Here is a 26,407-nt window from a genome sequence, read left to right as displayed (position 1 = left end):
TTACCGAAACATTTGTCGTCGAAATGCCTGGAGTGACCGTGATTCCCGGTGGTGGGCAGCCCAACATGCAGCAGCTGCTGCAGCAGGCTCAGAAGATGCAGCAGGACCTCGCCCAGGCGCAGGAGGAACTGGCCAGGACCGAGGTCGACGGCCAGGCGGGCGGTGGCCTGGTGAAGGCGACGGTCACCGGCTCCGGCGAACTGCGCGGTCTGGTGATCGACCCCAAGGCGGTGGACCCGGAGGACACCGAGACGCTCGCGGACCTCGTGGTGGCGGCCGTGCAGGCGGCGAACGAGAACGCCCAGCAGCTCCAGCAGCAGAAGCTGGGCCCGCTGACCCAGGGCCTGGGCGGCATGCCCGGCCTCCCCTTCTGACCCTGGACGTACCGCGCACGTCCGCGGCCGTACCCAAGACCGTACGTACCCCCTACGGTACGTACCACGACGCAGCCGACCCGGCCCGAAAGGCGTTCCGTTGTACGAAGGCGTGGTTCAGGACCTCATCGACGAGTTGGGCAGGCTGCCCGGCGTCGGTCCCAAGAGCGCGCAGCGGATCGCCTTCCACATCCTGCAGGCGGAGCCCACGGACGTGCGCCGCCTCGCCCACGCCCTCCTCGAGGTCAAGGACAAGGTCCGCTTCTGCGCGGTCTGCGGCAACGTGGCGCAGCAGGAGGAGTGCGGGATCTGCCGCGATCCGCGCCGCGACCGGACGGTCATCTGCGTGGTCGAGGAGCCGAAGGACGTCGTGGCGATCGAGCGGACCCGGGAGTTCCGGGGCCGCTACCACGTCCTGGGCGGGGCGATCAGCCCGATCGAGGGCGTCGGCCCGGACGATCTGCGCATCCGCGAGCTGCTGGCCCGTCTCGCCGACGGCTCCATCACCGAACTGATCCTGGCGACCGACCCCAACCTGGAGGGCGAGGCCACCGCGACGTACCTGGCGCGGATGGTCAAGCCGATGGGCCTGCGCGTCACCCGGCTGGCCAGCGGCCTGCCGGTGGGCGGCGACCTGGAGTACGCGGACGAGGTGACCCTCGGCCGCGCCTTCGAGGGGAGGCGTCTGCTCGATGTCTGATCGTCCCCGCTCCGCCGTCCGGCGGTCTCACGACGGCTTTACGTTCAGCGCCGTTATCTTCTACCCACCGTCTGCGACCGTGCCCACGGGAGGTCTCCTCGATGTCTGACGCCACGCTGAACTCTGTCACCCAGGATCCCGACGACTTCGCGGTCCAGATCGCCGACCAGATCAAGACGTTCATCGTCGCGGTCGCCGAGGTGTCCAAGGTCGAGGAGCCGGAGGAGGCCGTCCCGGTCCTGCTCCTCCAGGTCTCCCAGCTCCTGCTGGCCGGCGGCCGGCTGGGCGCGTACGAGGACATCCTTCCCGACGAGCGCTACGAGCCGGACCTGGGCGCCGAGCCGGACGCGGACGGCCTGCGCGAGCGGTTCGCGGCCCTGCTGGAGCCGATCGACGTCTACTCCGAGGTCTTCGACCCGTACGAGCCCCGCAAGGCCCCGGTCGCGGCCCGCATCTCCGACGACCTGGCGGACCTGGTCACGGACCTGCGCCACGGGCTGGCCCACTACGAGGAGGGCCGCACCACGGAGGCCCTGTGGTGGTGGCAGTTCTCCTACTTCTCCAACTGGGGCTCCACCGCCTCCGCCGCCCTGCGCGCCCTCCAGTCCCTGATCGCGCACATCCGGCTGAACCAGCCGCTCCAGGAGCTCGACGGCCTGGACACCGACCAGGACGCCGGTGACGACGACCTGGCCGAGGAGGCGGGCCGCGTCATGGTCGCGGAGATCGCGGGCCCGCTCGGGCTGCGTCCGGTGAAATAGGGCCTGTGCGCCGGTACGGGGCCGCTCGCGAAGCCCTCGTACGAGTCGGCGGGCCCCGGCTCCGGGCGGCATGTGGGCTGGAGCACATTGGGAGTGGGCGGGCGATCGCCGGGCAGCAGCCTCGTACGAGCAGCCCGGACGCCGCGCCGCTGATCACCTGCTGAGCAGGACATCTCAGCATGTGATTTCGACAGGGCGTTTCCGGACTGCTCGTTAAACTGAGCTGACCGCGATATTGGATTGAGCGAGGAGCGCACGTGGGCCTTGTCGTGCAGAAGTACGGAGGCTCCTCCGTAGCCGATGCCGAAGGCATCAAGCGGGTCGCCAAGCGAGTCGTCGACGCCAAGAAGAACGGCAACCAGGTGGTTGTCGTGGTGTCGGCGATGGGTGACACGACGGACGAGTTGATCGATCTCGCCGAGCAGGTATCTCCGATGCCGGCCGGGCGTGAGTTCGACATGCTGCTGACCGCCGGAGAGCGGATCTCCATGGCCCTGTTGGCGATGGCGATCAAAAACCTGGGCCACGAGGCCCAGTCGTTCACGGGCAGCCAGGCCGGTGTCATCACCGACTCGGTCCACAACAAGGCGCGCATCATCGATGTCACGCCCGGCCGCATCCGGACCTCGATCGACGAGGGCAACATCGCCATCGTCGCCGGGTTCCAGGGAGTCAGCCAGGAGGGCAAGAACATCACGACCCTCGGCCGTGGCGGGTCGGACACCACCGCGGTGGCGCTCGCGGCGGCGCTGGACGCCGAGGTCTGTGAGATCTACACCGATGTGGACGGTGTCTTCACCGCCGACCCGCGGGTCGTGAAGAAGGCCCGGAAGATCGACTGGATCTCCTTCGAGGACATGCTGGAGCTGGCCGCGTCCGGTTCCAAGGTGCTGCTGCACCGCTGTGTGGAGTACGCACGCCGTTACAACATCCCGATCCACGTCCGTTCGTCCTTCTCGGGGCTGCGCGGAACCTGGGTCAGCAACGAGCCGCAAGGGGACCAGCAGGTGGAGCACGCCATCATCTCCGGAGTCGCCCACGACGTCTCCGAGGCCAAGGTCACGGTCGTCGGCGTGCCCGACAAGCCGGGCGAGGCGGCAGCGATCTTCCGTGCGATCGCGGACGCCGAGATCAACATGGACATGGTGGTGCAGAACGTCTCCGCCGCGGCGACCGGTCTGACCGACATCACCTTCACGCTGCCCAAGACGGAGGGCCGCAAGGCCATCGACGCCCTGGAGCGCAGCCGGGCCGGCATCGGCTTCGAGTCGCTGCGCTACGACGACCAGATCGCCAAGATCTCCCTGGTCGGCGCGGGTATGAAGACCAACCCCGGCGTCACCGCGGGCTTCTTCGAAGCGCTCTCCAACGTCGGTGTCAACATCGAGCTGATCTCGACGTCCGAGATCCGCATCTCGGTCGTCACCCGTGCCGACGACGTCAACGAGGCCGTGCGCGCCGTGCACACCGCCTTCGGTCTCGACAGCGACTCCGACGAGGCGGTCGTGTACGGGGGCACCGGCCGATGACCGCACGCCGCCCTTCGCTCGCGGTCGTCGGCGCGACCGGGGCGATCGGCGGCGTCATGCTCCAGATCCTCTCGGAACACGCGGACGTCTGGGGCGAGGTGAAGCTGATCGCCTCACCGCGCCGCGCCGGCCGCAAGCTGGTCGTGCGCGGTGAGGAGGCGGAGATCCTCGAACTCACCGAGGACGTCTTCGACGACGTCGACGTGGCGCTCTTCCTGGTGCCCGACGAGGTGTCCGCACGCTGGGCGCCGATCGCCGCGTCCAAGGGCGCCGTCGTCATCGATGATTCCTCCGCCTTCCGGATGGAGGGCGACGTCCCGCTGGTCGTCCCCGAGATCAACCCCCATGCCGTACGGATCAGGCCGCGCGGCATCGTCGCGAGCCCGAGTTGTACGACCCTCTCGCTGATCGTCGCCGTCGGGGCCCTGCACGCCGAGTTCGGCCTGCGGGAACTGGTCGTCTCGTCCTACCAGGCCGTGAGCGGGGCCGGGCGCGACGGCGTCGCCGTGCTGCGCGAACAACTGTCGATGGTGGCCGGCACCGAACTCGGTACGAAGCCGGGCGACGTGCGCCGGGTCGTGGGCGATACGGAGGGCAGCCCGTTCGCCGCACCCGTCGCCCTCAACGTCGTGCCCTGGGCCGGCACGGACGCGGGCGACGGCTGGTCGTCCGAAGAACTGGCGATCCGCGACGAGTGCCGCAAGATCCTCGATCTGCCTGCCCTGAAGGTGTCGGCGACCTGCGTGTACGTGCCCGTGATCGCCACGCACTCGATGTCCGTGCACGCCCGCTTCGAGAACGAGGTCGCGGTCGACCGGGCCCACGAGATCCTGGCCACCGCGCCGGGCGTGGTCCTCTACGACAGCCCCGGAGCCGGCGACTTCCCCACCCCGTCCGATGTGGTGGGCACCGACCCGACCTGGGTCGGCCGGGTCCGTCGCTCGATGGACGATCCCCTGGCGCTGGAACTCTTCGTCTGCGGCGACAACCTCCGCAAGGGGGCGGCGCTGAACGTGGCTCAGATCGCCGAAACGGTGGCCGCCGAATTTCCCCGGTCCTGATCGAACCTGTTTTGTACGCTCTGTGAATGCCCTGTGAGCAAGTTGCTGGTCTGAACCTCTTGAGCTGGGGTATCGCGGTGGCCGACGATGAACCTTCGGCCCTTTGCAACCGCCGGCCGGCCGGCGGGCGTCTCAGCGGTCACTTCTTGCGCGGCGGGGCGCATATTCGGGGCATTCGGGGAAGAACGGGTACGCATGACGGCATATCGCAGGGTGTCGAACGCGGTGCCGGATGCGTACAACCCTGACGGGGGGAAACGTGTCCAACTGGCGTGGCAGAGGTTCTCGATATCACAGTGGTGGGCCCCTTGCGCGGCGCTTCGGTGCTACCGCTCAGACGGCCCCGCGCGACCGGTGGTATGCCGGTGATCGCGCCCATGCCCGCAGCGCGGCCTGCGGGGCTGCCGTCACAGCGCGAGGGCGCTGAGGAGAGCGTGGCAGCCGGAACCACCGTCGACCATCTCACCGAGACCTACCGCGCCCACTACCGTTCGCTGCTCGGCCTCGCCGCCCTGCTGCTGGACGACACGGCTTCCTGCGAGGACGTCGTGCAGGAGGCGTTCATCCGCGTGCATTCGGCACGCAACCGCGTCCGGGAGCCCGAGAAGACGCTCGCGTACCTGCGCCAGACCGTCGTCAACCTCTCCCGCTCCGCGCTGCGCCGCCGCATCCTCGGACTGAAGCTGCTCTCCAAGCCCATGCCGGACATGGCGAGCGCGGAGGAGGGGGCGTACGACCAGCTGGAGCGGGACGCGCTGATCAAGGCGATGCGGGGTCTGCAACGGCGCCAGCGCGAGGTGCTGGTGCTGCGCTACTTCGCCGACATGACCGAGGCGCAGGTAGCCGAGACGCTGGGGATATCCCTGGGCTCGGTGAAGGCGTACGGTTCCCGCGGCATCGCGGCACTGCGCGTGGTGATGGAGGCGCAGGCATGACCAGGCGCCACGACGACGATCACGGGCGCGAGGACGGGAGCGGATTCCGGCGCCGGCCTGCTCGCGGACATCGACCTGACCGGACTGGAAACGGAATTGTGAACCACGGCCCGGAGAACACCCCGCCCACGGACCGCGACGCGCGGGAGGGCGCCCACCTGGGTGGCGAGGCGGGCGCCGGCGGGACTGATGGTGCTGAGGGCGCCGCTTCCTCCGGTGGTGCCCGGGGCCTCTCGGGACCGGGCCCCGGCCCCCTCGGCGGCGACCCCCTCGACGAGGCCGCGCTGCGCCGGATGATGCTCGGCGCCGTGCGGGGTCTCGAACCGAGCGACGGCACCCTCGACCACCTGTACCGCGCGGTGCCCGCCCGGCGGGCGCGTCGTCGCCAGGCCCTCGTCGGGATGGCGGCGGCCGCGCTGCTCATCGGCACCGCGGTCCCCGCCTTCGTCCACGTCGCCAACTCCGAGGGCTCCAGCACCGCCAGCCCCGCCATCGCCGGTCACGGCGAGCAGGCGCAGGGCGGCAACGGCGAGGACCCCGGTGCGGAAACCGGCAACGGGGGTGGCACCGGCGACGGCGACGGGCAGCCGAGCGGTGTGCAGGGGCTCCCGGAGAGCACGGCCACCCCGTCCGACGGCAGCGGCCAGGGCGCGGACGAGGAGGTCGTCGGCGGCTCCTCGGACGACGCGAGCGCCAGCGCCCAGACGACCGTGCCGGCCTGCTCCCCCGAGCAGCTCGGAGTCGCCTCGGCGAGCACCGGCGCGGCGGGTGCCGACGGAACGGTGTACGGAAGCTTCCGCATCGCCAACGTGTCCGGCAAGAACTGCTCGGTGAGCAGCGGCGGCACGGTGGGCTTCGCGGCGGCGGGTGCGGCCGACCCGGCCAGGATCGTGGTCGTCCGGCACACCCACGGGGACCCGGCGTCCGGACTGCCCGACCCTGCCCGGGAGGAGGGGACGGTGCTCCTGAAGCCGGCCATGGCCTATGAGGTGCGGTTTGCCTGGGTGCCCCAGGAGACCTGCCCGACCACCGGCGGCTCACCGTCCCCGACCCCCACGGACGCGGTGGCCGGCGGCGGGGGCGCGGCCGGGTCCACGACCGGCACGGGGACCGGCGACAACGAGGCGGGTACGGAGACGCAGCTCGGCAGCGCGGAGGGCAACGGCGCGGCCCAGGGCACCGTGTCCGTGACGCACACACCGGAGCCGGGCGCGCCGGTCGCCGCGACGACGATCTCCAACGCCTGCGCGGGCACGATCTACCGGACGGGCGTGCTCGAACCGGCGTCGTAGGAACGGGGCGGGGCCCGGTGCAGCCTCGCAGGAACGGGACAGGGCGCGGTGCGGCGTCGTAGGAACGGGGCAGGGCGCGGTGCGGCGTCGTAGGAACGGGGCAGGGCGCGGTGCGGCGTCGTAGGAACGGGGCAGGGCGCGGTGCGGCGGAGTACCGCCGGGCCGCTCCGGGCGCTCCGGCCGGAGCGTCCGCTCGGGCGGCCACGCGCCGCGGGGCGCGGGCGGTCAGCTCGCGGGGGCGCCCTCGTCGGCGATCAGACCGAGCTTCAGGTCGCGGGCGGCTTCGGCCTCGCGCCGGAGCAGCCGGAACCACATGAAGACGACGAACGCGGCGAAGACGAACCACTCACCCGTGTAGCCGAGGTTCTGGAACGCCTTCAGGTCGAGCCCACTGCCCTGGGGCGCGGCGGCCGGTACGGGACGCAGCGCACCGCCGCCCTGGCCCGGGGTATCGGTGAGGGCGGCGCCGGCGGTCCCGGACGCGTCGGTCCCGGACGCACCCGTGTGGGCGTCGGTGTCCTGGAGCGTCACCCAGGCGTCGTAGACGTCGTACGGCACGAGGTTGACCAGCGACGCCGCGCTGATCATGCCGACCTGACCGTCCGGCAGGCCGCCCTTCGCGTCGACCCCGGCGGTGCCCGCGGTCTCGGACGCCTGGAGGTCGCCGGTCACGGTGACCCGGCCGGCGGGCGCGGCCGGGACCGGGGTCCGTCCGGCCTTCCCGGGCAGCCACCCGCGCACCACCGGCAGGGCCTTGCCGCTGTCGGTGCGCAGCATGTCCAGTACGTAGAAGCCGCTGCGGTCGTCCAGCTCCCGGCCGGGCACCAGGAACTGGTCGGCGTACCGGCCGCTCGCGGTCGCCGGACGGCCGGAGGTCACCGTGTCGACGGGCAGCAGCGCGTCGAGCGGCTCGGCGGCCATCGTGCCCGGTGCGGGCCGCTTCTCCGCGGCCTCGTGCGTCTGCACGCGGTCCTCGAAGCGGCCGAGCTGCCAGGTGCCCATGAACACGCAGAACGGGATGGCCAGCACGACGAAGAGGTTGATCCCCCACCATCGCGGGGTCAGCAGGAACCGGTACACCCCTCCACGGTACGGTCCCCCGCTCCGGCCCTCCGGAGCGGGGGCACCCGGGAAGCCCCCTTTATCCGGCTCCTACGCAGGGCCGCGCGGCCCTCGGCCCGGCCTTACGCGCCTCCCGCCGGGTCTCCCAGGTGGCGGCGCGCGAAGTCGAGTTCCAGCCGCACCTGCTTGATGCGCTCCTCCACGACGAGCGAGCCGTGTCCGGCGTCGTACCGGTAGACCTCGTGCACGGCGTCGCGGCCCTTGAGCCGGTCGACGTAGTTCTCCACCTGGCGGATCGGGCAGCGCGGGTCGTTGACGCCCGCCGAGATGTAGACGGGAGCGCGCACGGCGTCGACGTACGTCAGGGGCGACGAGGCCTCGAACCGCTCGGGCACCTCCTTGGGGGTTCCGCCCAGCAGGGTGCGGTCCATCGCCTTCAGGGCCTCCATCTCGTCGTGGTACGCCGTGACGTAGTCCGCGACCGGGACGGCGGCCAGGCCCACGGCCCAGTCGCCCGGCTGCGTCCCGAGACCGAGCAGGGTGAGATAGCCGCCCCAGGAGCCGCCGGCCAGGACCAGCTTCGCCGGGTCCGCGAGACCGGACTTCACCGCCCACTCCCGCACGGCCGCGATGTCCTCCAGCTCGATCAGGCCGACCCGGTGCTTCAACGCGTCCGTCCACGCCCGCCCGTATCCGGTCGAGCCGCGGTAGTTGACCCGGACCACGGCGTAGCCGTGGTCCACCCAGGCGGCCGGTCCGGCCGCGAAGGCGTCGCTGTCGTGCCAGGTCGGTCCCCCGTGGATCTCGAAGACGGTCGGGAACGGGCCCTCGGCCGGAGCGGCGGGGCGCTGGACGAGCGCATGGATACGGCCCCCGGGCCCGTCCACCCACACGTCCTCGACCGGGACCGACACCGGAGCCTTCGCGCCGGGCGGATCGAGCACCACCGCACCGGTCGTGGAGCGGACGACGGGCGGCTCGGCGGCCGACGACCACAGGTACTCGACCGTGCCGTCCGGCCGGGCCGTGGCTCCCGAGACCGAACCGGCGGGCGTCTCCACCCGCACCAGGGCCCCGCCGGCCGTGGCCGGCTCGTACCGCCACAGCTCGCTGCGGGCCTCGAAGCCGTGCTCGATCAGCAGCGCCGAACCGTCCGGATACCACTCGGCGCCCACATCGCCCGGCAGGTCGATGGCGAGGTCCGTCTCGGTGCCCGCCACCGGGTCCCAGATCATCGGCTCCCACCGGCCGCGCCGCTGGTGGCCGACCAGCAGCCGGGTGTCCCCGGCGACCGGCGCGAAGCCGAGGACCGCGAGGCCGAGCTCCTTCGTGCCCCCCTCGGTGTCGTCCAGCTCCGCGACCGTGGTCCCGTCGGGCCGCACCACGCGCAGTGCGGAGTGCATCGCGTCGCCGTGCTCGGTGTGCTCCAGCGCGATCAGCGAACCGTCGTGCGACAGGTCGCCCACCCCCGCCGACTCGCGGTGGCGGTAGATCTCCACGGGCGCCGCCCCGGGCCGTACGACGTGGACCGTCGTCCCGTCCTCGTCCGTCGAACGGCCGATCACCGCGGTCCCGTCGCGGCCGATCGCGAGCCCGGCCGGATAGGAGGCGTCGAGCCCCGGCGCCGCCGGCTCGTCCCCCGCTTCCTCGCCCTCGGCACGGAACGGCTGACGCATCCACACCCCGAATTCGTCCCCGTCGGTGTCGCTGAACCACCACACGGCCTCGCCGTCCGGTGTCAGCACGCCGTCCGTCGTCCCGTTCGGCCGGTCGGTCACCTGGCGCTGCTCACCCGTCGACCGGTCCCATGCGTACAGCTCGTACGTCCCGGTCGCGTTGGAGACGAACAGCGCGCGGTCCGGCGCGTCCTCCGCCCAGTCGGGCAGCGACACCCGGGGAGCCCGGAAACGCTGCTCCCACGCCGGGACGGAATCGGTGGTCGAACCAGTGGTCTCAGTCATGTCCCCCATTCTGCGCCGGGCCGCCGACAATCCGTTCGCGTCGTCCGCAGCCTGTGGATAACCTCGCCGGCATGTATGCTCCGATGCCCGCCGACTGGCGCGAAGCCAACCGCGCGATGTGGGATGAGCGTGTGCCCATCCATGCCGAAAGCGACTTCTACGACCTCGACTCCTTCCGCGCGGGCAAGGACTCCCTGCGGGACTTCGAGCTGGCGGAGGTCGGGGACGTGACCGGCCGCACGCTGCTGCACCTGCAGTGCCACATCGGGGTCGACACCCTTTCGTGGGCCCGGCGCGGCGCCGCGCAGGTCGTCGGCCTCGACTTCTCCGAACCGGCCGTCGACACCGCCCGCTCGCTGGCCCGGGAGCTGGGCCTGGGCCCGGACCGGGCGGCGTTCGTGGCCGCGGACGTCCACGACGCGGCCGAAGCCGTGCCCGACTCCTCGTACGACATCGTCTACACCGGCCTGGGCGCGCTGAACTGGCTGCCCGACATCGACCGCTGGGCCGAGACGGCGGCCTCGCTCGTCGCGCCCGGCGGCTTCCTCTACCTGGCGGAGTTCCATCCGCTCACCGACTGCCTCGACGACGCGACCGGTGCGGAGATCGTGCACGACTACTTCAGCCGCGAGGCGTGGGTGGACGAGACACCCGGCACGTACGCGGACTTCGACGCGCCGACCGTCCACAACCGCAGCGTCGAGTGGCAGCACCCGGTGGGCAGCGTGGTCTCGGCGCTGGCCGCGGCCGGTCTGCGGATCGAGTTCCTGCACGAGCACGACGCCTCGCTCTTCGCCCGCTTCCCGGTGCTGGAGCGGCAGGCGGACGGTTACTACCGCTTCCCGGCGGATCGCCCGCGGATCCCGCTGATGTACTCGGTCAAGGCGACCCGGCCGGATGTCCCGGGCAGGGGCCGTTAGCGCGACGGAATGGTCCGCCGGGGCCGTTTCCCCAGGCCGGGGCCGATTGTCAGTGGCCGGGTCCAGACTCGCCCCATGACCACGACTGCTGATCTGCGCGCCACCGTCGAGCGTTACTGGACCGCCGCCGACCTCCGTGACTGGGACGCCTTCGCGGCGACACTCGCCGACGAGGTGCTGTACGACCTGCCGCAGACCCGTGAGCGCATCCGAGGCAAGGAGCGGTACACCGCGTTCAACCGCGCATACCCGGGCGGATGGCGGGTGCGCGTCGAGCGGATCGTGGCCGACCAGGACGGCCGGCAGGTCGCCGTACGGACGCTGTTCACGGACGGCGGCCAGGAGTCGCACGCGGTGCACTTCTTCACGTTCGACGCGCAGGGGCGGATCAGCGAGATCACCGACTTCTGGCCCGAGCCGTACGAGCCGCCGACAGGCCGGGAGCACCTGGTCGAGCGGTACTGAGAGGCGGTTGTGGCCCGGCCGTGGCCCCGGCCCGCGCACCGGCGCGCGGCACCGCTCCGGAGCCGGGAACTCCGAGGCGATGCCGCGCCTGCGCTGCCCTGCGGACCGGACCTTGTACGGCCGAACGGCAGGCGGGCGGGGAGCCGTTTACACGGCCGAACGGCAGGCGGGCGGGGGAGGCGTTACACGGCCGAACGGAAGGCCGGCAGGTAGCCGTTCGACTGTCCCACGGCCTTGGGATGGTACGAGTTGTACACCGGGATCGTGACGCTGTTGAGCCATGGGTCACCGGAGCACAGCTCGTGCCCGGTGAACTCGTCCGCGACGCCGGAGAAGGCGAATCCGGCATTCGCCGCCCGCTTGGCGACGACGCCGTTCAGCACGTCGGCCGCGTCGTTGATGGCGGTGCGTTCCTTCTCCGTCAGGCCGGCGATACAGCTGCCGCCGATCTTGTAGAAGCGCGGGTAGCCCAGCACCACGACGCGTGCCTGCGGGGCCTTGGAGTGGATCGACGCGTAGAGCGAGTCGAGCCGGGAGGGCAGGGCGGTGTTCATCTGCCCGACGGCGGAGTTCACACCGGCGACGCACGTGGCCTCGCTGGACAGCACGCAGTCCTGCATGACGTCCGCGAACCCGACGTCATTGCCGCCCGCGGTGACGCTGACCAGCGAGGTGGACGAGCTCAGCGCACCGAGCTGGCCACTCGCCACGGAGCTCGTGGTGGCCCCGGAACAGGCGGCGAAGGCGAACGACGAAGGGGAGTTCGCCGCCGCCCACAGGTAGGGATAGGCCTTGGTGCTGCGGCGACAGTCACCGCTGTCGGACAGATAGCTCCCGGCGCCGACGCCGGACGAGTACGAGTCGCCCAGGGCGACGTATCCGCCCGTGGCGGCCGAGGCCGGATGTGCCATGCCGAGAGCAGCCGCGGCGGCGAGGAGCAGAGTGGATGCGGACGCCCAGAATCTCCGTACTGACATCACTGTCAGCCCTCCGAAGTGTGGCGGGTGGGTGGGGGGTTGATGAGGCGTCACCTGTTGTAGCAGCTCCCGGTACCCACCGGTAATAGCCATGCGGGAACGCGCCGGAATTGCCTGAATGATCGTTCGGTAGGCATAGCTCCGCGCGTAGATAAACCTCTAACTCCCCCTGAAACAAAGGTTTGAGAGTGCAGAGCTCATCACTTCGCAGGTACGGGCGCGGCCTTTGCGAGGTGAACGGATGCGCCGGGGCGCCCTCGCGCGACCTCAGCGCACGCTGCTGCGCCCGACCACCACGCCCGCCCGGTCGATGCAGAGGACGTCGACGGCGACCGGGGCGCCCCGCAGCACCGACAGCGCCTCGTCCCGCGCCGCACGGGCCACCAGATCCCCCAGCGGGACCCCGCGCGCCAGGCAGGACCGGAGCGCGGCGAGCCCGGTGTTGGCCGCGGCCACCTCGGCGACCAGAGCCTCGTCGGCCCCGCCCTGCCGGGCCAGCCCGGCCAGGAACGACGGATCGACCCGGGAACGCCCGGAGTGCAGGTCGAGATGACCGGCGGCGAGCTTCGACAGCTTGGCGAACCCCCCGCAGACAGTCAGCCGTTCCACCGGATGACGGCGTACGTACTTGAGTACCGCGCCCGCGAAGTCGCCCATGTCCAGCAGGGCGATCTCCGGCAGTCCGTACTCGGCCACCACGGTCTTCTCCGAGGTGGACCCGGTGCAGCCCGCCACATGGGTCTGCCCGTCGGCCAGCGCCACGTCCACACCGCGGCGGATGGAGTCGATCCACGCCGAACAGGAGTACGGCACCACCACACCGGTCGTGCCCAGGATGGACAGGCCGCCCAGAATGCCCAGACGCGGATTCCAGGTGGAGCGGGCGATCTCCTCGCCGTCGTCGACGGACAACGTGATCTCCACGTCCCCCGCGCCCCCGTGCGCCGCCGCGACACGCTCGACGTGCTCGCGCATCATCCGGCGCGGCACGGGGTTGACCGCGGGCTCACCGACATCGAGCGGGAGACCGGGCAGCGTGACCGTGCCCACGCCGGGCCCGGCCCTGAACACCACACCCGAACCCGGCGGCAGAACCCGCACGGTGGCCCGTACGAGAGCCCCGTGCGTGACATCGGGGTCGTCGCCCGCGTCCTTGACGATGCCGGCCGTGGCCCGCCCGTCGTGCAACTCCTCCACCGCGAGCGCGAACGCCGGGGTCTGCCCGCCGGGCAGGGCGATGGTCACCGGGTCGGGGAAGTCGCCGGTCAGCAGGGCCGTGTACGCGGCCGTGGCGGCCGCGGTCGCGCAGGCGCCGGTGGTCCAGCCGGGGCGCAGACCGGTGTGTTTGAGTTGGGCGCTGCGCCCGCCCGCCGCCTCACCCATGGAGGGACCCGATGCACGTGCTCGTACTCGGCGGCACGACGGAAGCCCGCCGGCTGGCCGAACTGCTGGTGGCGGAGTCGCCCGCGGGCGCCCGGGTGACCAGCTCGCTGGCCGGGCGGGTGGCCGGCCCCCGGCTCCCGCCCGGTGAGGTGCGCGTCGGAGGCTTCGGCGGAGCCGACGGCCTGTCCGCATGGCTGCGCACGCACCGGGTGGATGCGCTCATCGACGCCACCCATCCTTTCGCCGGGACGATCAGTTTCCACGCGGCCGCCGGTGCCGCTGCCGCCCATGTTCCTCTCCTCGCTCTGCGCCGCCCCGGCTGGGTGCCCGGCGCGGGCGACGACTGGCGCCCGGTCGCTTCCCTGGAAGAGGCCGCGGCGGTGCTCCCCGCCCTGGGCCGGCGCGTGTTCCTCACGACGGGACGCCTCGGCCTGGCGGCGTTCGCAGGGCTGGACGGTCTGTGGTTCCTGTCCCGGTCGGTGGACGCACCCGAACCGCCGTTCCCGGCCAGGATGGAGACGCTGCTGGGCCGGGGGCCGTTCACCCTCGACGGGGAGCGTGAGCTGATCCGCCGCCACCGGGTCGACGTCCTCGTCACGAAGGACAGCGGCGGGGCCGCCACCGCCCCCAAGCTCGCCGCGGCCCGCGAGGCACGGATCCCGGTGGTCGTGGTGCGCCGCCCGCCGGTCCCCGAAGGCGTGGCGGTGGCCGGCTCCCCGGAGGAGGCCGTCACCTGGCTGCGCGCACACCTCGGGCACGCGCGCTGACCGGCCGACGGCTCACTCCTCCTCGCTGGCCAGGGCGTTGACGGCCGAGGCGGCCATGGCGCTGCCGCCCCTGCGGCCCCGCACGATCAGGTGCGCGAGCCCCGACGGGTGCGCGGCCAAGGCGTCCTTGGACTCGGCCGCGCCGACGAACCCGACCGGCACCCCGATGACGGCGGCGGGACGCGGCGCCCCCTCCTCGATCAGTTCGAGCAGCCGGAACAGGGCGGTGGGCGCGTTGCCGACGGCGACGACCGCACCGTCCAGCCGGTCGCGCCACAGCTCCAGTGCGGCGGCGCTGCGGGTCGTACCGAGTTCCGCGGCGAGGCCGGGAACGGCCGGGTCGGACAGGGTGCACACCACCTCGTTGTCCGCGGGCAGCCGCCGCCGGGTGATGCCGCTGGCCACCATCGCCACGTCGCACAGGATCGGCGCACCGCCCCGCAGTGCCGCCCGGGCCCGGCCGACCACGTCCGGGGTGAAGGCGAGATCGCGCACCAGGTCGACCATGCCGCAGGCGTGGATCATCCGGACCGCGACCTGACTCACATCGGCCGGCAGGCCTGTCAGATCCGCCTCCGCCCGGATGGTGGCGAAGGACTGGCGATAGATGGCCGGTCCGTCCTTCTCGTACTGGTGCACCGTGTTGTCGCTCTCTTCGTCTCTGCGTCGGGGAACGGCCGTACGGGCGTGGCCGCGAGCCCCTGGAGCCCCGCGAACCGCACCGTCCCCGCGCGCACCGAAGGGACACCGCACCGGCAGTATCCCCGGAGCGGCGACCCGGCAGTTCTCCGGACCGAGAGCGGGGGGCAGGGCCGGTCCGGAACCAGGGCCGGCGGTGGGCGCGATCCCGGACCGAGGGCGGCGAGTGCAGTCTCGGACCGGGGGCAGGGGGCCCGGGTCCGGACCTGAAACGAGGGTCGGGGACCGGGGGCCCGGGCCCGGACCTGAAACGAGGGTCGGGGGCGGGGGGCGGGGGCCCGGTCCCGGAACGAGGGCCGGCGGCGAGGCAGCACCGGCTCCCGCGCTCGGTCCAGGAGGGTGGCTCCGGGGGAGAGCGGCCTTCTACCGTGAGGCCATGCGCTCACACCACGTGTGGCAAGCCCTGACCCGCTCCGGCTACTTGCTCTCCCACTGGCCCTGGCGGGCCGCCGGCTACCTCCTCAGCAGTGCCCCCGTGGGCGTCGTGGTGCTTCTGGTGATCGTCCTCGGGACCGCGGTCGGCAGTGTGCTGGCCGTCGCGCTGATCGGCCTGCCACTGCTCGCGCTGATCGCCCTGTCCGGGCTGCCGGTGGCGGCCGTGGAACGGCGGCGGCTGCGGATCGTCGACCGGCGTCCGGCCTCCACCCCGCACCGGGTGCCGGACGAGCCGGGGCTGCTGGCCTGGGGGCGGACCCGCTTCCGGGAGCAGGCGACCTGGCGGGAGCTCGGCTACACGCTGGCGTTCGCCACGGTGCTGTGGCCGCTCGACCTGCTGGCGCTCGGCATGGCGCTCGTCGTGCCGGTGGGGCTGGCGGCGACTCCGGTCATGATGGCGACGGTCGGGGACGGGGAGGAGGCGCCGGTGCTGAAGATGTGGACGGCGACCAGCTGGCCCGAGGCGCTCGCCACCGCCGTCCCCGGCCTGCTGCTCTTCGCCGTCAGCGGGTACGCGATCGGGGCCGTGGCGGCGGCCCGCGCCGGACTCACCCGGCTCCTCCTCGCACCCCGCGAGACCGGTCCGGGGCGGGAGGTCACCGAACTCGTGCGCTCCCGAGCCCGGTTGGTCGACGCCTTCGAGGCGGAACGCCGCCGGATCGAGCGCGACCTGCACGACGGCGCGCAGCAGCGCATCGTCGCCCTGACCATGATGCTCGGCCTGGCTCGTCTCGACGCCCCGCCCGGCGCCCTGGCCGACCAGCTCGCCAAGGCCCACGACGAGGCCGGCAAGGCGCTGGCCGAGTTGCGGGAGCTGATCCAGGGCATCCACCCGAAGGTCCTCGCCGACTTCGGCGTGGGCGCGGCCGTCGCCGACGCCGCCGACCGGTCGGCGGTGCCGGTGGACGTCTCGGTGGACCTGCCGCAGCGGCTGCCCGAAGCGGTCGAGGCCGCCGCCTACTTCGTGGTCTGCGAGGCGCTCGCGAACGTCGCGAAGCACAGCGGGGCGCGACGTGCCGAGGTGGCCGGCCGCCACGCGGAGGGGCGGCTCGTCCTCGAGGTGCGGGACGACGGGTGCGGCGGCGCCGACGCCGGACGGGGCAGTGGCCTCACGGGGCTCGCGGACCGGGTGTCCGTGCTCGACGGAACGCTCGCCCTGTCCAGCCCCGCCGGCGGGCCGACCCTGCTGCGCGTGGAGATCCCGTGCGAGGCGGCGGAGCGCCCCGCGCAGTCGAGGCCGGGGTGAGGCGGGCTGCTCCGGGAGGACCTGCTCGGCCGGCTCGGGCAGGCCGGCCGCTTCGGTCGTTCTGCGGTCTCCGTAGCCGGTCGGTCCCCTCGGGCTGTCCGCCGAGGTGCTCCTCGTCGCGGAGGCGGAGGGCCCGCGGGCCCTCCACTTCCCCGTGCCGGACGAGGACTTCGCCTCCTCCGCGGCCGGCGTACTACGTCACCGCGGAGGCAGGGGCGGGCAGGAGAGATACAGTCGGCGTCGTGGTAAGTGCGCACACTCTGCTGAGAGACCCCCTCCTTGACCCCCTCCTTCACGCCGACCGCCTGGCCCCGCCCGCCGCGGCCGATCAGGGCCTGCGGACGCTGCTGCCCGGCGAGCAGGCCCGGTTCCGCGTGACCGGCCGCGGTTCCGTTGACGCGAGGAGGGCGCGGTCGGCCCGCTTCCGCGCGGACGCGAGGTGAACACTCCCGCACGTGTGACGATCAGGGACGTCGCCGCCCGCGCCGGCGTCTCCAAGGGGGCCGTCTCGCTGGCGTTCAACCAGAAGCCGGGCGTCTCGGATGCCACCCGCCGACGGATCTTCGAGGCCGCGAACGAACTGGGCTGGGCGCCGAACCTCACCGCGCGCAGCCTCTCCAGCCAGCGGGTCGACATCATCGGCCTGGCCCTGTGCCGCCCCGCCCGACTGCTCGGGCTCGAACCGTTCTACATGGATTTCATCTCCGGGATCGAGAGCGTCCTGGCCGACCGGTCGTACTCCCTGCTCCTGAGGCTGGTGCGGGATCTCGACGAGGAGACCGAGCAGTACACGTCCTGGTGGCGCAGCCAGACGATCGCCGGCGCCATTCTGGTCGACTTCCAGGAGAACGATCCGAGGATCCCGTCGCTGCAGTCCATCGGGCTGCCCGCGGTGGCCGTCGGGCATCCGTCCCTCACCGGTTCGTTTCCCGCCGTGTGGACCGACGACGCCACGGCCGCGGCCGAGGCCGTCCGCTATCTGGCGGCGCTCGGGCACCGGCGCATCGCCCGCGTCGGCGGTCCGGTCGGCCTCGGGCACAGCGCCATCCGGGCCGCGGCCTTCGCGGCCACCATGCGGGAACTGGGGCTGGAGGAGGGCCGGCAGGTCGCGACCGGCTTCGACGGCAGCGAGGGCGCCAGGGCCACCCGCTCCCTCCTGGCGTCGGCCGACCGTCCGACGGCCATCGTCTACGACAACGACATCATGGCCGTCGCGGGAGCCGGGGTCGCCGCCGAGATGGGCCTGGTGGTCCCCGACGACGTGTCACTGCTCGCCTGGGACGACTCGCAGCTCTGCCGGATCACTCACCCCACGCTCTCCGCCATGAGCCACGATGTGCACCACTTCGGTGCGCAGGTGGCCCGCACGCTGTTCTCGGTCATAGAAGGGCGGTACACCGGTTCCGTGCAGGTGCCGACTCCGTCCCTCACCCCGCGCGGTTCCACCGCCCAGGCTCCGCGCCGCGGTTGAACGACGCGGTCGGCAGGCGACGCGGCCTCTCCGCCCGACCGGGCGGAGAGGCCGCGCTTCTTGCAGGTGGGCAGGATGCCGTGCGGGTCAGGCCTTGGTGCAGGAAGCGCCGTTGAGGACGAAGGTGCTGGGTGCGCTGTTGGCGGAGGCGGAGGAACCGCTGAGGCCGAAGCTCACCGAACCGCCCGCCCCGATGGTCTCGGTCCAGGACTCGTGCGTCGCGGTGACCGTCTTTCCCTGCTGGCTCACCTTGGCGTTCCAGGCGGAGTTGACCCTCTGGTCCCCCGGGAAGGAGAACTGGAGCTTCCAGCCCTTGACCGCTGTGGTGCCGGTGTTGCCGATGGTGACGTCCGCGTTGAAGGTGCTGCCCCAGTCGCTGAGCCGGTAGGTCACCTGGCAGGTGCCGGTCTGGCCCTCGCCATCGCCGTCACCGCCGGGGTTGCCGCTGCCGTACACGCCGGCCTCGTGCGCGGTCGCCTTGATCCCGTTGGCGCCGTTGAAGAGGCGCTGGCCCCACGCCGTCAGCCGGCCGGCATCGAAGCCAGTGGCCAGGTCCAGGTACTCGACCCCGCCGCCGTTGCCGCTCCAGGACCACCCCAGGTAGCCGAGCTTCAGCTGCTGGGCGGTCGCCATGATCGCGTCCTCGTCCGGGTTGCCGTCCGAATGCGCATCACCGAATTCACCGACGACGATCGGCAGTTTCTGCGATACAAACCGGTTCAGGTAATCCTGCACTTCGGCGGCCGTGTCATAGACGCCGTACATGCGGATCGAGAAGACGGTGTTCCTGTCGGGGTCGGCGGCGAATACTCCTGCCGCATTGTCCCGCATGGTGAAGGACCAGTCCTGTCCCCAGTTCGGGGCGTCCACCATGATCGTGTGCTTGAATCCCGCCGACCGCATGCTCTTGATTGCCTCGGTGGTACCGGAGGTCCAGTCCGCGTATCCGGTGTTTCCGTACGGCTCGTTGCCCAGGTTCAGGATGACGTACTTTTCCTGTCCCTCGACCGCGCTCTTGATTCCCTTCCAGTAGTCCACCGCGCGCGAGAGGGGGACCGCGGCGCCGGCCTCGCCGTACCCCGTGGTGTCGTGGGCCTCGAGCACGCAGACCAGCCGGCTGGCCTTGCACTGTTCGACGATGGCCGCGACGTCCGCGGCGTCGTTCCTGGTCCACTGGTCGCCGGTGCTCAGCACCACCCGCGCCGAGTTGGCACCGAGGGCCTTGATGTCCTTGAGGGCCTGCGGTGTCCTGGCCGTGTACCAGGCGTGCGCGTGGTTGACGCCACGCAGGACGAAGTCGTCGCCGTTGGCGTCGAGCAGGCGGCCGTCGCTGACGTGGAACCCCGGCGAGGCCGCCGCGGCCTGGGCCGCGTGGGGTGCGGTGAGCACGGCGGCGGTGACGGCCAGCAGCGCTCCCGCGGCGGTGGCCAGAATCCTTCTCATCTGTCGCTCCCAGTGTGGTGGCGTGCCCACGGACCGGAACGGATGGCCGTCCGGCGCGTCACGCTCTGCCGTATGTGGCGGTTTCCCTCCGCCCCGTGCCGCCGGAAGGCGTGACGAACGTGTGCCTTTCGAGGTGTGTTCCACGAAGAAAGAAAGGCGGCCGGGGTGAGGGAAATGCTCGTCGGCCGGAAGTGGATCGCGGCTCTGGCCGGTCGACGAGGACAGGCGTCGCCCCGCGTTGACGCGCGCTCAATGGGGTGGTGAGCGCGACCGGTTCACATTCGGTGCGGGCGACTGGGAGAGAGATTAGGGGCAAGGAAACCAGGAGACAACCATGGGAACCAAACCGGTTAAGTTTAGTAGCCGTTTAATGGACGGGGACGCAGTACGCCTGACCCTGACCCCCTGCCTTCTCGACGGCAGGGCTGAAACGCCAGGCGCAAGGCTCAGGAGGGGATCACCGCAGCGAGCGGGGGAGCGCCGGCCCGTGAGGAGGCGACGGCGGCCGCGCCGATGAGCCCGGCGTCGAGGGCCAGGAGCGCCGGCACGACGGGCAGCCCCCGGGTGAAGTCCAGAACGGCGTAGTCGGCCAAGTGGCGGCGCAGGGGATCGAAGAGCGTGTCGCCGGCCTGTGCCACCCCTCCGCCGATGACCACGACATCGAGTTCGACGAGTGCCGCCGTGGCGGCGATGGCAGCGGCCAGCGCCTGGGCGGCCCGCTCGTACGCCCCCTGGGCCCGCGGGTCGCCCGCCCGTGCCGCGTCCGCGACCGCTGCCGCCGTCGGCGCCACCCCGGGCGGCGCGGACCACCCGGCCGCCCGGGCGTGCGCGGCGATCGCCGTACCGCTGGCGAGTCCTTCGACGCACCCCGGAGCTCCGCACGGACACACCGAACCGTGCAGGTCGACCGTGATGTGCCCGATGTGGCCGGCGTTTCCCGTTCTGCCGGTGCGGAGCCGGCCGTCGAGGACCAGTCCGCCCCCCACACCGGTGGACACCACCATGCACAGCGCGCTCTCGAACCCCCGCGCCGCGCCCCGCCAGTGCTCCGCCGCGGCCATGGCCACCGCGTCGCCGACGAGCACCGGGCGAAGCCCCGCGGGCAGCCGGGGATGCGCCGCCACTTCCGCGATCAGGGGGAAGCGCCGCCATGCGGGAATGTTGACCGGGCTGACGGTGCCGGCCGCGGTGTCGACCGGCCCGGCACTGGCGATGCCGAGGCAGGTCAGCCGGTCCCACATCGGGTGGACTGCCAGTTCGCCGAGGACCGAGGTCACCGCCGCCATGAGCACGGCCGCGGACTCCCGCGCCGGAGTGGGCCGCTGCGCGCGCACCACCACGGTGCCCGCGTCGTCCACGAGCGCGCCGGCGATCTTCGTGCCGCCGATGTCCAGTGCTCCGTACACCGTCACGTCACCACACCTTTCGGGAAGGAGGCGGGTTCCCTCGCCCCGCAGGCCACTGTGACGGGTGGTGACAACGTTGTCTAGTAGATCGTTTAGTTTAAGTAAACGTTTAGTAATGTACCCGCGCCGCCCGGAGGCGCGAAGGAGTGCGCATCAACGGGAGAACTTCTCGAACTTCTCGATGGCGGCCGGCGTGACCGGGGTGAAGAAGTTGACGAGATTGCCGTCGGGGTCGCGGAACAGGAGCGCGCGGTTCCCCCAGGGCATCGTGGTGGGTTCGTTGACGAAGTCCCGCACGAAGCCGGTCAGGTTCTCGTACACGCGGTCCACGTCCGCGACGAGGAATTCGAGGGTGACGCTGTGGTTCTCGGCCGGGCGGGCGGAACCGGGGGCGAAGAGCGGAACGGTCCGGGTGCTGCCGATCGCGAGGGTGGCCGAGGCGGTACTGAGCTCGGCGAAGTCCTCGGTGAACCACTGGGCGGACAGGCCGGTGGCGCGCTCGTAGAAGGCGACGAGGCGGGCGACGTCGCCCGTGATGATGCGGACAGAGGCGAAATTCATGGTCTTCTCCTGGTCGGGGGGTGCTTCCGACACGCACGTTACGAGCAATACCGGGCAGAACCCGCCCGGTATATGCGGGAGACTTCTCCCCATGCCCGGACCCACCGCTCGCGTCCTCACCCTGCTGGAGCTCCTGCAGTCGGGTGGCACCCGTACCGTGACCGAACTCGCCGATCGGCTCGGCGTCGACGAGCGCACCGTACGGCGCTATGCCGGCCACCTCATCGACCTCGACGTGCCCGTCGAGTCGGTACGAGGCCGCTACGGCGGCTACCGGCTGGCCCCCGGCTTCCGCATGCCACCGCTGATGCTGAGTGACGACGAAGCGCTCGCCGTACTGCTCGGCCTGGTGGCGGGCCGCCGGTCCGGCTTGACGACGGCCACGGGCGCGGCGGGTGAGACGGCGACGGCCAAGATCCGGCGCGTACTTCCCGAGCGGCTGAGACTCAGACTCGACGCCGTGCTGGGCTCGCTCTCCTTCACTGCTCCGCCCAGCGAGGCGGACCCGCCGGACTCCGCGGTGCTGCTTCCGATCGCCGACGCGGTGACCCGTCACCGGCCGGTTTCGATCCGGTACACCGCCGCCGACGGCCGGCGCAGCGAACGCACCCTGCACCCGCACGGGCTCGTCGCCCACTCCGGGAGGTGGTACGTCACGGCTGCGGATCTCACGGTGGGCGAGGACCGGACGTTCCGGCTGGATCGCATCAGCGGGGTGAGGGCCCTGCCCGGCTCATTCGAACCCCGCACCGGAGCCGACCCGGCGAAGCGCGTACTGACCGCCCTCGCCACGGCTCCGTACCGGCACGAGGTGACCCTGCGGGTGCAGGGGACGGCCGAGCAGATCCACACCCGGCTTCCCGCCGGCATCGCGGTGGTGGAGGAACTGCCGCCGCCGGCGGACGCGGAGCCGGAAGCCGAACGCTGGGCCCGCGTCGACCTGCGGGTGGAGCGGCTCGACTGGCTGCCTGCCGTACTCGCCTCGCTGGACCGCCCCTTCGTCATCGAACGCCCGGACGAACTCCGTGCCCTCGTGGAGGCCCTCGCCGAACGGCTCACGGCCTCCGCCCGCCGGAACCCGCCCCACGCGTGAGGAGCCGACGGGCCGCCCCCGCCGGGGGAGGCCGGGCCGGGCGGGGGTGGCAGACCGTGCTCCATGCCCAGCCGGTCGACGACGTCATCGGCGCCGGGCCGCCCCCGACGACAAGGTGACCGCCCCTCTGCGAGTGGGGCAGCCGTCTTCCACCACCCTTGGCCCCTGGACGGCTCCCCTGCGGACCCCGGAAACCACTCAGAGGCCTGATCCACTCAGTGGATCAGGCCCCTGACTTGGTCTTACGGCTGTCGGGGTGGCGGGATTTGAACCCACGACCTCTTCGTCCCGAATGAGGGCCGGGCGTGATTGCCGCCGGGTGGTTTGCTGTTTTGGCTGGTCAGGGCGTTGGGGTGGAGTGGTGTCGGGTGGTCTCGAAGGGGCTTGGAGGGTGGCTCGGCTCCCAAATGGCTTCCCGGGAAGCGGTCAGCGTGCGTCGTCGAGCTTGCGCATGAGCGTGGAGATCAGCACGTGATCGTGGTCCGTGGCGGGGCGCAGGGATGGATCCCGCTGGATCCGGTGCTTCTGGAACCCCTTGTTCCGCCCTGTTTCCCGGAGCGCGAAAACGTTGCTCGACTCTGCTGTATACAGCGGCGAATTCCTCGGGTTCGCGTGTAAGAGCATCTTTCTGACCTTGAGGAACTGCTTGCCGAGCACGTCTGCGACGGTGGCGAGGTGGGCCCGGACGGCTCCGCCGGTGGACTGAGCGAAGAGTGTGCGGATTGCCGCGGCGACTCTCTCCGCGGCGCCCTTGGGAATCGCGGAGAAGACGTTGCGGACGGAGTCGACCCGATTCGAGTTACCAGGGCAGTGGCTCGGGCCGCCGATGCCACCACCAGCCCAGTTGCCTGCCACGCGCCTCCGCGCCCAGGAGCAGTCCGATCAGTGAGCCCTGCGGGTCCTCCGTGGTGAGGTGGGCGTAGGTGCTGTCCAGCTGCTCAAGTCCCTGTCGGAGTACGGCCACGGCAGGAGGGGGAAGTGTGTCAGGGACGGTGGTCAGCCCGTCCCGCGCGGCCAGCCGTGTCCGGTACATGTCCTGGGGGCACCAGCCCGATCCGGCCCACCCCGATGCCATGTGGGCGACGAGCATTTCCCACGCTGCCAGACAGTCCGACAACTCCCACTCAGGGCCTTGCTGGGCCAGGAAATGTGCAGGCATCTGCTCGCGGAAGCTGTCCGTGATGGGAGTGGGGATCCTCAACTCCCGGACAACCTCCGGGATCCTCATCACCTTTGCATTCGGCAGCTGCCGAACCGGGATTTCCACGGCATCAACCACATAGACGGGGGCTTCTTCGTCGGATTCGTAGAGGCGTACCCGCGTGATGTCTCCTTCGGGAGTGGCTGCCCAATAGGCGCTTGGCGGCATCGACTCGGCAGGGAAGAGGACCACCAGTTCGGTTGCTGTGGCTACATGCTGAGCCAACGCCGATTCTGAGGGAGGGTCGGCAACAAACTCCTGCGCATAGATGTCCAACCCCCAAGAGAGGTCCCCGCGAAGGGTGCTGTACTGGCATGAGACGGCGGCTTCCCAGTTCCTCAGGTCGGGATCACCGAAGGACTCGGATACATCCACATCCGAGACACTCACGTCAAAGGATGATGCCAGAACGGATACCAGTATGCGTGATTCCATCGCGCCGGCAACCAGCAGGTTATACATCATGGAATGATCCCGTTGTAGATCTTCAAAGCCTTTTCGACGGCTTCCGGGTTTCGCACGAAATTTGGATCTCTTGCGAGCTGTGGGGTTGCTGAAATGTCGCCGCGAGCCCGGACAGCCTGCTTCAAGGCTCCGTAAGTACGTACGCCGGCCCGGTTGCTTGGGCACGTACCTGACCTGCTTCTGCCGCTCGCGGAAGGTGACCTCGTCCGTCCTGCCGTGGACCCGTCAGCAGGGGGCGCGCCTGCCTGCGCTTCTTGGACACCGCGATCTCGCCATGGCGAACGAGGGCCTGCTCGGTGAGGAGACGGAGCAGTACGATCACCCGAGGGAGGACCTCCTCGGAGATCTCAAAGGCACTGTGGTCTGCGGTGACCGTGGCGACCACGTCCTCAACGTCGGTGATCACTCGTCTGCGCGCCAGGCGAATCCGATTCCACTCGGTGTCGTCCTCGCCGGTCATCCTGAGCAGGCCGAGAACGAAATCACCCCTCTCCCACCCGGTGTGCCTGAGGTGGTACCCCTCGGGGGCGCATTGCCGCGCAGCGTCGCATGCCCGCCGGTAGCGGGCCCGCTCCCCGTCACTCGGGTTCGGGACGCGGAGGAAGCGGCCGGCCTCGTGCGCCTGGTGATCAGGGCCGCGCCAATCGAGGCCGGTGAGGGGTGCGAGGGCTTCGCAACCGCAGACGAGGATGCTGCCTGTCGGCTGGGAGGGCCAGCATGTGGTGTCAGCTTGGGGGCGAACCAACGGTGCATGGCACGGTAGTACCGTCTGTGCTCGCTTCAGCACAACCTGTATCGGAAAATCGCATCGATGAAGTCCGCTGCTTGACTGCGGGTAACTCCGTCGGGCAATCGCCTGTGGGGCATCGACGAGGTCTGCTCGGCGCACTCCTCGGCGGCTCCCTGGGAGCCGCATTCCGAAGTCAGCTCCCAAACGGCTCCCAAGACGCCCCCGGAAACCACTCAGGGGCCTGATCCACCAAGTGGATCAGGCCCCTGACCTGGTCTTACGGCTGTCGGGGTGGCGGGATTTGAACCCACGACCTCTTCGTCCCGAACGAAGCGCGCTGCCAAGCTGCGCTACACCCCGATCGCCGCCGGTCTCCCGGCGACATCGATTACTTTAGCCCACCCGCGCCCGGAGACGAAATCCGCTTTTTGTGCCGATGGCGCGGGCCGCCCCCGGTCACGCGTCCCGTGCCGTCAGGGTCAGCAGGGTCGCCTCCGGAGGGCAGGCGAAGCGGACCGGGGTGTAGCGGCTGGTGCCGCAGCCCGCCGAGACGTGGAGGTAGGCGCGGTGGCCGTCGGCCGTGTGGCTGGAGAGCCCCTTCACCCGGTCCGTGTCCAGGTCGCAGTTGGTGACCAGCGCTCCGTAGAAGGGGATGCACAGCTGGCCGCCGTGGGTGTGGCCGGCCAGGATCAGTGGGTAGCCGTCCGCGGTGAAGGCGTCGAGTGAGCGCAGGTAGGGGGCGTGGACGACGCCGATGGAGAGGTCGGCGCCCGTCTCGGGGCCGCCCGAGACCTCCGCGTAGCGGTCGCGCTTGATGTGCGGGTCGTCGAGGCCGGTGAAGGCCAGCTCCAGGCCGTCGAGCTTCAGGCGGCCGCGGGCGTTGGACAGGTTGAGCCAGCCCGCGTCGTCGAAGGCGTCGCGCATCGGCTCCCACGGGTTGTGGACGACGCCGACGGCCGGGGCGTTCCCGTTGAGCCCGTGCTTGCCCGCGGCCTTCTCGAGGAGGTAGCGGGCGGGGTTGCGGAGCGTGGGGCCGTAGTAGTCGTTCGAGCCGAACACGTACACACCCGGGAACTCCATGAGCGGACCGAGCGCGTCGAGGAGCTCCGGTACGGCGTCCGGGTCGGAGAGGTTGTCGCCGGTGTTCACGACGAAGTCCGGGCGCAGTCCGGCCAGCGACTGGAGCCAGGCGCGCTTCTTGCGCTGGCCGCTGACCATGTGGACGTCGGAGATCTGCAGGACGCGCAACGGCCGTGCCCCGTGCGGGAGTACCGGGACCGCGACCCTGCGCAGACGGAACGAGCGGGCCTCGAACCCGGCTGCGTAGGCGAGACCGGCCGCGGCGGCCGCGGCGGTGACCGCCGTGATTTTCAGGGGTACTCCGTAGCGTGCGCGCATGGGCCCATCGTCGCAGACGGCACGCGCCCACAGGAAAACCGGCGGGCGGCGAACACCCCGCACCTGCCACAA

The 26,407-nt window shown here is 71.2% G+C and carries 25 protein-coding genes and 1 tRNA gene; 13 read left to right on the top strand and 13 right to left on the bottom strand.

What is annotated here, in order from left to right:
- Nucleotides 1-38 precede the first annotated feature (38 nt).
- From ABZ454_RS00345 to ABZ454_RS00315, 7 genes are all read left to right on the top strand, one after another.
- The gene (locus ABZ454_RS00345) at nucleotides 39-374 is read left to right on the top strand and encodes a YbaB/EbfC family nucleoid-associated protein (protein ID WP_356321499.1); all 336 of its coding nucleotides are present in this window, start codon (nucleotides 39-41) and stop codon (nucleotides 372-374) included.
- Between the two features lie 100 nt (nucleotides 375-474).
- Complete coding sequence (recR, locus tag ABZ454_RS00340; RefSeq protein WP_266780167.1) at nucleotides 475-1,074, top strand: recombination mediator RecR; 600 nt, start codon at nucleotides 475-477, stop codon at nucleotides 1,072-1,074.
- Nucleotides 1,075-1,175: 101 nt separating this feature from the next.
- Complete coding sequence (locus ABZ454_RS00335; RefSeq protein ID WP_359535196.1) at nucleotides 1,176-1,835, top strand: DUF5063 domain-containing protein; 660 nt, start codon at nucleotides 1,176-1,178, stop codon at nucleotides 1,833-1,835.
- A 257-nt stretch (nucleotides 1,836-2,092) separates the two neighbouring features.
- The gene (locus tag ABZ454_RS00330; protein ID WP_356321473.1) at nucleotides 2,093-3,364 is read left to right on the top strand and encodes an aspartate kinase; all 1,272 of its coding nucleotides are present in this window, start codon (nucleotides 2,093-2,095) and stop codon (nucleotides 3,362-3,364) included.
- Nucleotides 3,361-4,425 carry an aspartate-semialdehyde dehydrogenase gene (locus ABZ454_RS00325; protein WP_359535193.1) on the top strand — a complete coding sequence of 355 codons (1,065 nt, stop codon included), beginning with the start codon at nucleotides 3,361-3,363 and terminating at the stop codon, nucleotides 4,423-4,425. The genes ABZ454_RS00330 and ABZ454_RS00325 overlap by 4 nt, the downstream gene beginning before the upstream one ends.
- 359 nt (nucleotides 4,426-4,784) lie before the next feature.
- Nucleotides 4,785-5,360 carry a SigE family RNA polymerase sigma factor gene (locus ABZ454_RS00320; protein ID WP_323178042.1) on the top strand — a complete coding sequence of 192 codons (576 nt, stop codon included), beginning with the start codon at nucleotides 4,785-4,787 and terminating at the stop codon, nucleotides 5,358-5,360.
- Nucleotides 5,361-5,458: 98 nt separating this feature from the next.
- Complete coding sequence (locus ABZ454_RS00315; RefSeq protein WP_359535191.1) at nucleotides 5,459-6,652, top strand: hypothetical protein; 1,194 nt, start codon at nucleotides 5,459-5,461, stop codon at nucleotides 6,650-6,652.
- Between the two features lie 225 nt (nucleotides 6,653-6,877).
- On the opposite strand, the gene ABZ454_RS00310 is transcribed toward ABZ454_RS00315, so the two are convergent.
- The gene (locus ABZ454_RS00310; protein WP_359535190.1) at nucleotides 6,878-7,732 is read right to left on the bottom strand and encodes an SURF1 family protein; all 855 of its coding nucleotides are present in this window, start codon (nucleotides 7,730-7,732) and stop codon (nucleotides 6,878-6,880) included.
- A gap of 104 nt (nucleotides 7,733-7,836) precedes the next feature.
- On the bottom strand, nucleotides 7,837-9,684 hold the full coding sequence (locus ABZ454_RS00305) for a prolyl oligopeptidase family serine peptidase (protein ID WP_359535189.1): 1,848 nt from the start codon (nucleotides 9,682-9,684) through the stop codon (nucleotides 7,837-7,839).
- 62 nt (nucleotides 9,685-9,746) lie between these two features.
- On the opposite strand from ABZ454_RS00305, the gene ABZ454_RS00300 reads away from it, so the two are divergent.
- Both ABZ454_RS00300 and ABZ454_RS00295 read left to right on the top strand, forming a co-directional pair.
- Nucleotides 9,747-10,595, top strand: a complete 849-nt coding sequence (locus ABZ454_RS00300) for a methyltransferase domain-containing protein (protein ID WP_359535187.1) — start codon at nucleotides 9,747-9,749, stop codon at nucleotides 10,593-10,595.
- Between the two features lie 75 nt (nucleotides 10,596-10,670).
- Entirely contained in the window at nucleotides 10,671-11,060 is a 390-nt protein-coding gene (locus tag ABZ454_RS00295) for a nuclear transport factor 2 family protein (protein WP_359535185.1), read from the top strand.
- 182 nt (nucleotides 11,061-11,242) lie between these two features.
- On the opposite strand, the gene ABZ454_RS00290 is transcribed toward ABZ454_RS00295, so the two are convergent.
- Nucleotides 11,243-12,037: an SGNH/GDSL hydrolase family protein gene (locus ABZ454_RS00290; protein ID WP_359535183.1), complete on the bottom strand. Its 795-nt coding sequence runs from the start codon at nucleotides 12,035-12,037 to the stop codon at nucleotides 11,243-11,245.
- 267 nt (nucleotides 12,038-12,304) lie between these two features.
- On the bottom strand, nucleotides 12,305-13,420 hold the full coding sequence (locus ABZ454_RS00285) for a cobalt-precorrin-5B (C(1))-methyltransferase (protein WP_359535181.1): 1,116 nt from the start codon (nucleotides 13,418-13,420) through the stop codon (nucleotides 12,305-12,307).
- 11 nt (nucleotides 13,421-13,431) lie between these two features.
- Here ABZ454_RS00285 and ABZ454_RS00280 point away from each other — a divergent pair, with 11 nt between their 5' ends.
- Entirely contained in the window at nucleotides 13,432-14,187 is a 756-nt protein-coding gene (locus ABZ454_RS00280; RefSeq protein WP_359535179.1) for a cobalt-precorrin-6A reductase, read from the top strand.
- Nucleotides 14,188-14,199: 12 nt separating this feature from the next.
- On the opposite strand, the gene ABZ454_RS00275 is transcribed toward ABZ454_RS00280, so the two are convergent.
- Nucleotides 14,200-14,826 (bottom strand): precorrin-8X methylmutase, encoded by a 627-nt coding sequence (locus tag ABZ454_RS00275; RefSeq protein ID WP_356321453.1) that lies wholly within the window; start codon nucleotides 14,824-14,826, stop codon nucleotides 14,200-14,202.
- Nucleotides 14,827-15,262: 436 nt separating this feature from the next.
- On the opposite strand from ABZ454_RS00275, the gene ABZ454_RS00270 reads away from it, so the two are divergent.
- A complete protein-coding gene (locus ABZ454_RS00270) occupies nucleotides 15,263-16,567 on the top strand; it encodes a sensor domain-containing protein (protein ID WP_359535177.1) in 1,305 nt (434 codons plus the stop codon).
- A 439-nt stretch (nucleotides 16,568-17,006) separates the two neighbouring features.
- Nucleotides 17,007-18,038 (top strand): LacI family DNA-binding transcriptional regulator, encoded by a 1,032-nt coding sequence (locus ABZ454_RS00265; protein ID WP_359535175.1) that lies wholly within the window; start codon nucleotides 17,007-17,009, stop codon nucleotides 18,036-18,038.
- A gap of 87 nt (nucleotides 18,039-18,125) precedes the next feature.
- Here the strand turns inward: ABZ454_RS00265 and ABZ454_RS00260 are convergent, their stop codons facing one another.
- The 3 genes from ABZ454_RS00260 to ABZ454_RS00250 all read right to left on the bottom strand — a co-directional run bounded on the left by ABZ454_RS00260 (nucleotide 18,126) and on the right by ABZ454_RS00250 (nucleotide 21,448).
- On the bottom strand, nucleotides 18,126-19,481 hold the full coding sequence (locus ABZ454_RS00260; RefSeq protein WP_359535173.1) for a cellulase family glycosylhydrolase: 1,356 nt from the start codon (nucleotides 19,479-19,481) through the stop codon (nucleotides 18,126-18,128).
- Between the two features lie 446 nt (nucleotides 19,482-19,927).
- Nucleotides 19,928-20,893: an ROK family protein gene (locus ABZ454_RS00255; protein WP_359535171.1), complete on the bottom strand. Its 966-nt coding sequence runs from the start codon at nucleotides 20,891-20,893 to the stop codon at nucleotides 19,928-19,930.
- 147 nt (nucleotides 20,894-21,040) lie between these two features.
- Nucleotides 21,041-21,448, bottom strand: coding sequence for a VOC family protein (locus ABZ454_RS00250; protein WP_359535169.1), 408 nt, complete (start codon nucleotides 21,446-21,448; stop codon nucleotides 21,041-21,043).
- A gap of 91 nt (nucleotides 21,449-21,539) precedes the next feature.
- On the opposite strand from ABZ454_RS00250, the gene ABZ454_RS00245 reads away from it, so the two are divergent.
- Nucleotides 21,540-22,541 (top strand): YafY family protein, encoded by a 1,002-nt coding sequence (locus tag ABZ454_RS00245; protein WP_359535167.1) that lies wholly within the window; start codon nucleotides 21,540-21,542, stop codon nucleotides 22,539-22,541.
- Nucleotides 22,542-22,967: 426 nt separating this feature from the next.
- Here ABZ454_RS00245 and ABZ454_RS00240 read toward each other — a convergent pair whose 3' ends face one another.
- The 5 genes from ABZ454_RS00240 to ABZ454_RS00220 all read right to left on the bottom strand — a co-directional run bounded on the left by ABZ454_RS00240 (nucleotide 22,968) and on the right by ABZ454_RS00220 (nucleotide 26,335).
- Entirely contained in the window at nucleotides 22,968-23,396 is a 429-nt protein-coding gene (locus ABZ454_RS00240) for a transposase (RefSeq protein ID WP_359535165.1), read from the bottom strand.
- Nucleotides 23,341-24,204 (bottom strand): hypothetical protein, encoded by an 864-nt coding sequence (locus ABZ454_RS00235; protein WP_359535163.1) that lies wholly within the window; start codon nucleotides 24,202-24,204, stop codon nucleotides 23,341-23,343. Before ABZ454_RS00235 ends, ABZ454_RS00240 begins: the two co-directional genes overlap by 56 nt.
- Nucleotides 24,205-24,328: 124 nt before the next feature.
- Nucleotides 24,329-24,667 carry a hypothetical protein gene (locus ABZ454_RS00230; protein WP_359535160.1) on the bottom strand — a complete coding sequence of 113 codons (339 nt, stop codon included), beginning with the start codon at nucleotides 24,665-24,667 and terminating at the stop codon, nucleotides 24,329-24,331.
- A gap of 556 nt (nucleotides 24,668-25,223) precedes the next feature.
- Nucleotides 25,224-25,297, bottom strand: a tRNA-Pro gene (locus tag ABZ454_RS00225).
- Nucleotides 25,298-25,393: 96 nt separating this feature from the next.
- Nucleotides 25,394-26,335, bottom strand: a complete 942-nt coding sequence (locus ABZ454_RS00220; protein WP_359535159.1) for a metallophosphoesterase — start codon at nucleotides 26,333-26,335, stop codon at nucleotides 25,394-25,396.
- Nucleotides 26,336-26,407 lie beyond the last annotated feature (72 nt).

It is taken from the genome of Streptomyces sp. NPDC005803 (assembly GCF_040630435.1).
In the GTDB taxonomy this organism is placed as follows: domain Bacteria; phylum Actinomycetota; class Actinomycetes; order Streptomycetales; family Streptomycetaceae; genus Streptomyces.
This window is presented reverse-complemented; position numbering and strand designations above follow the sequence as displayed.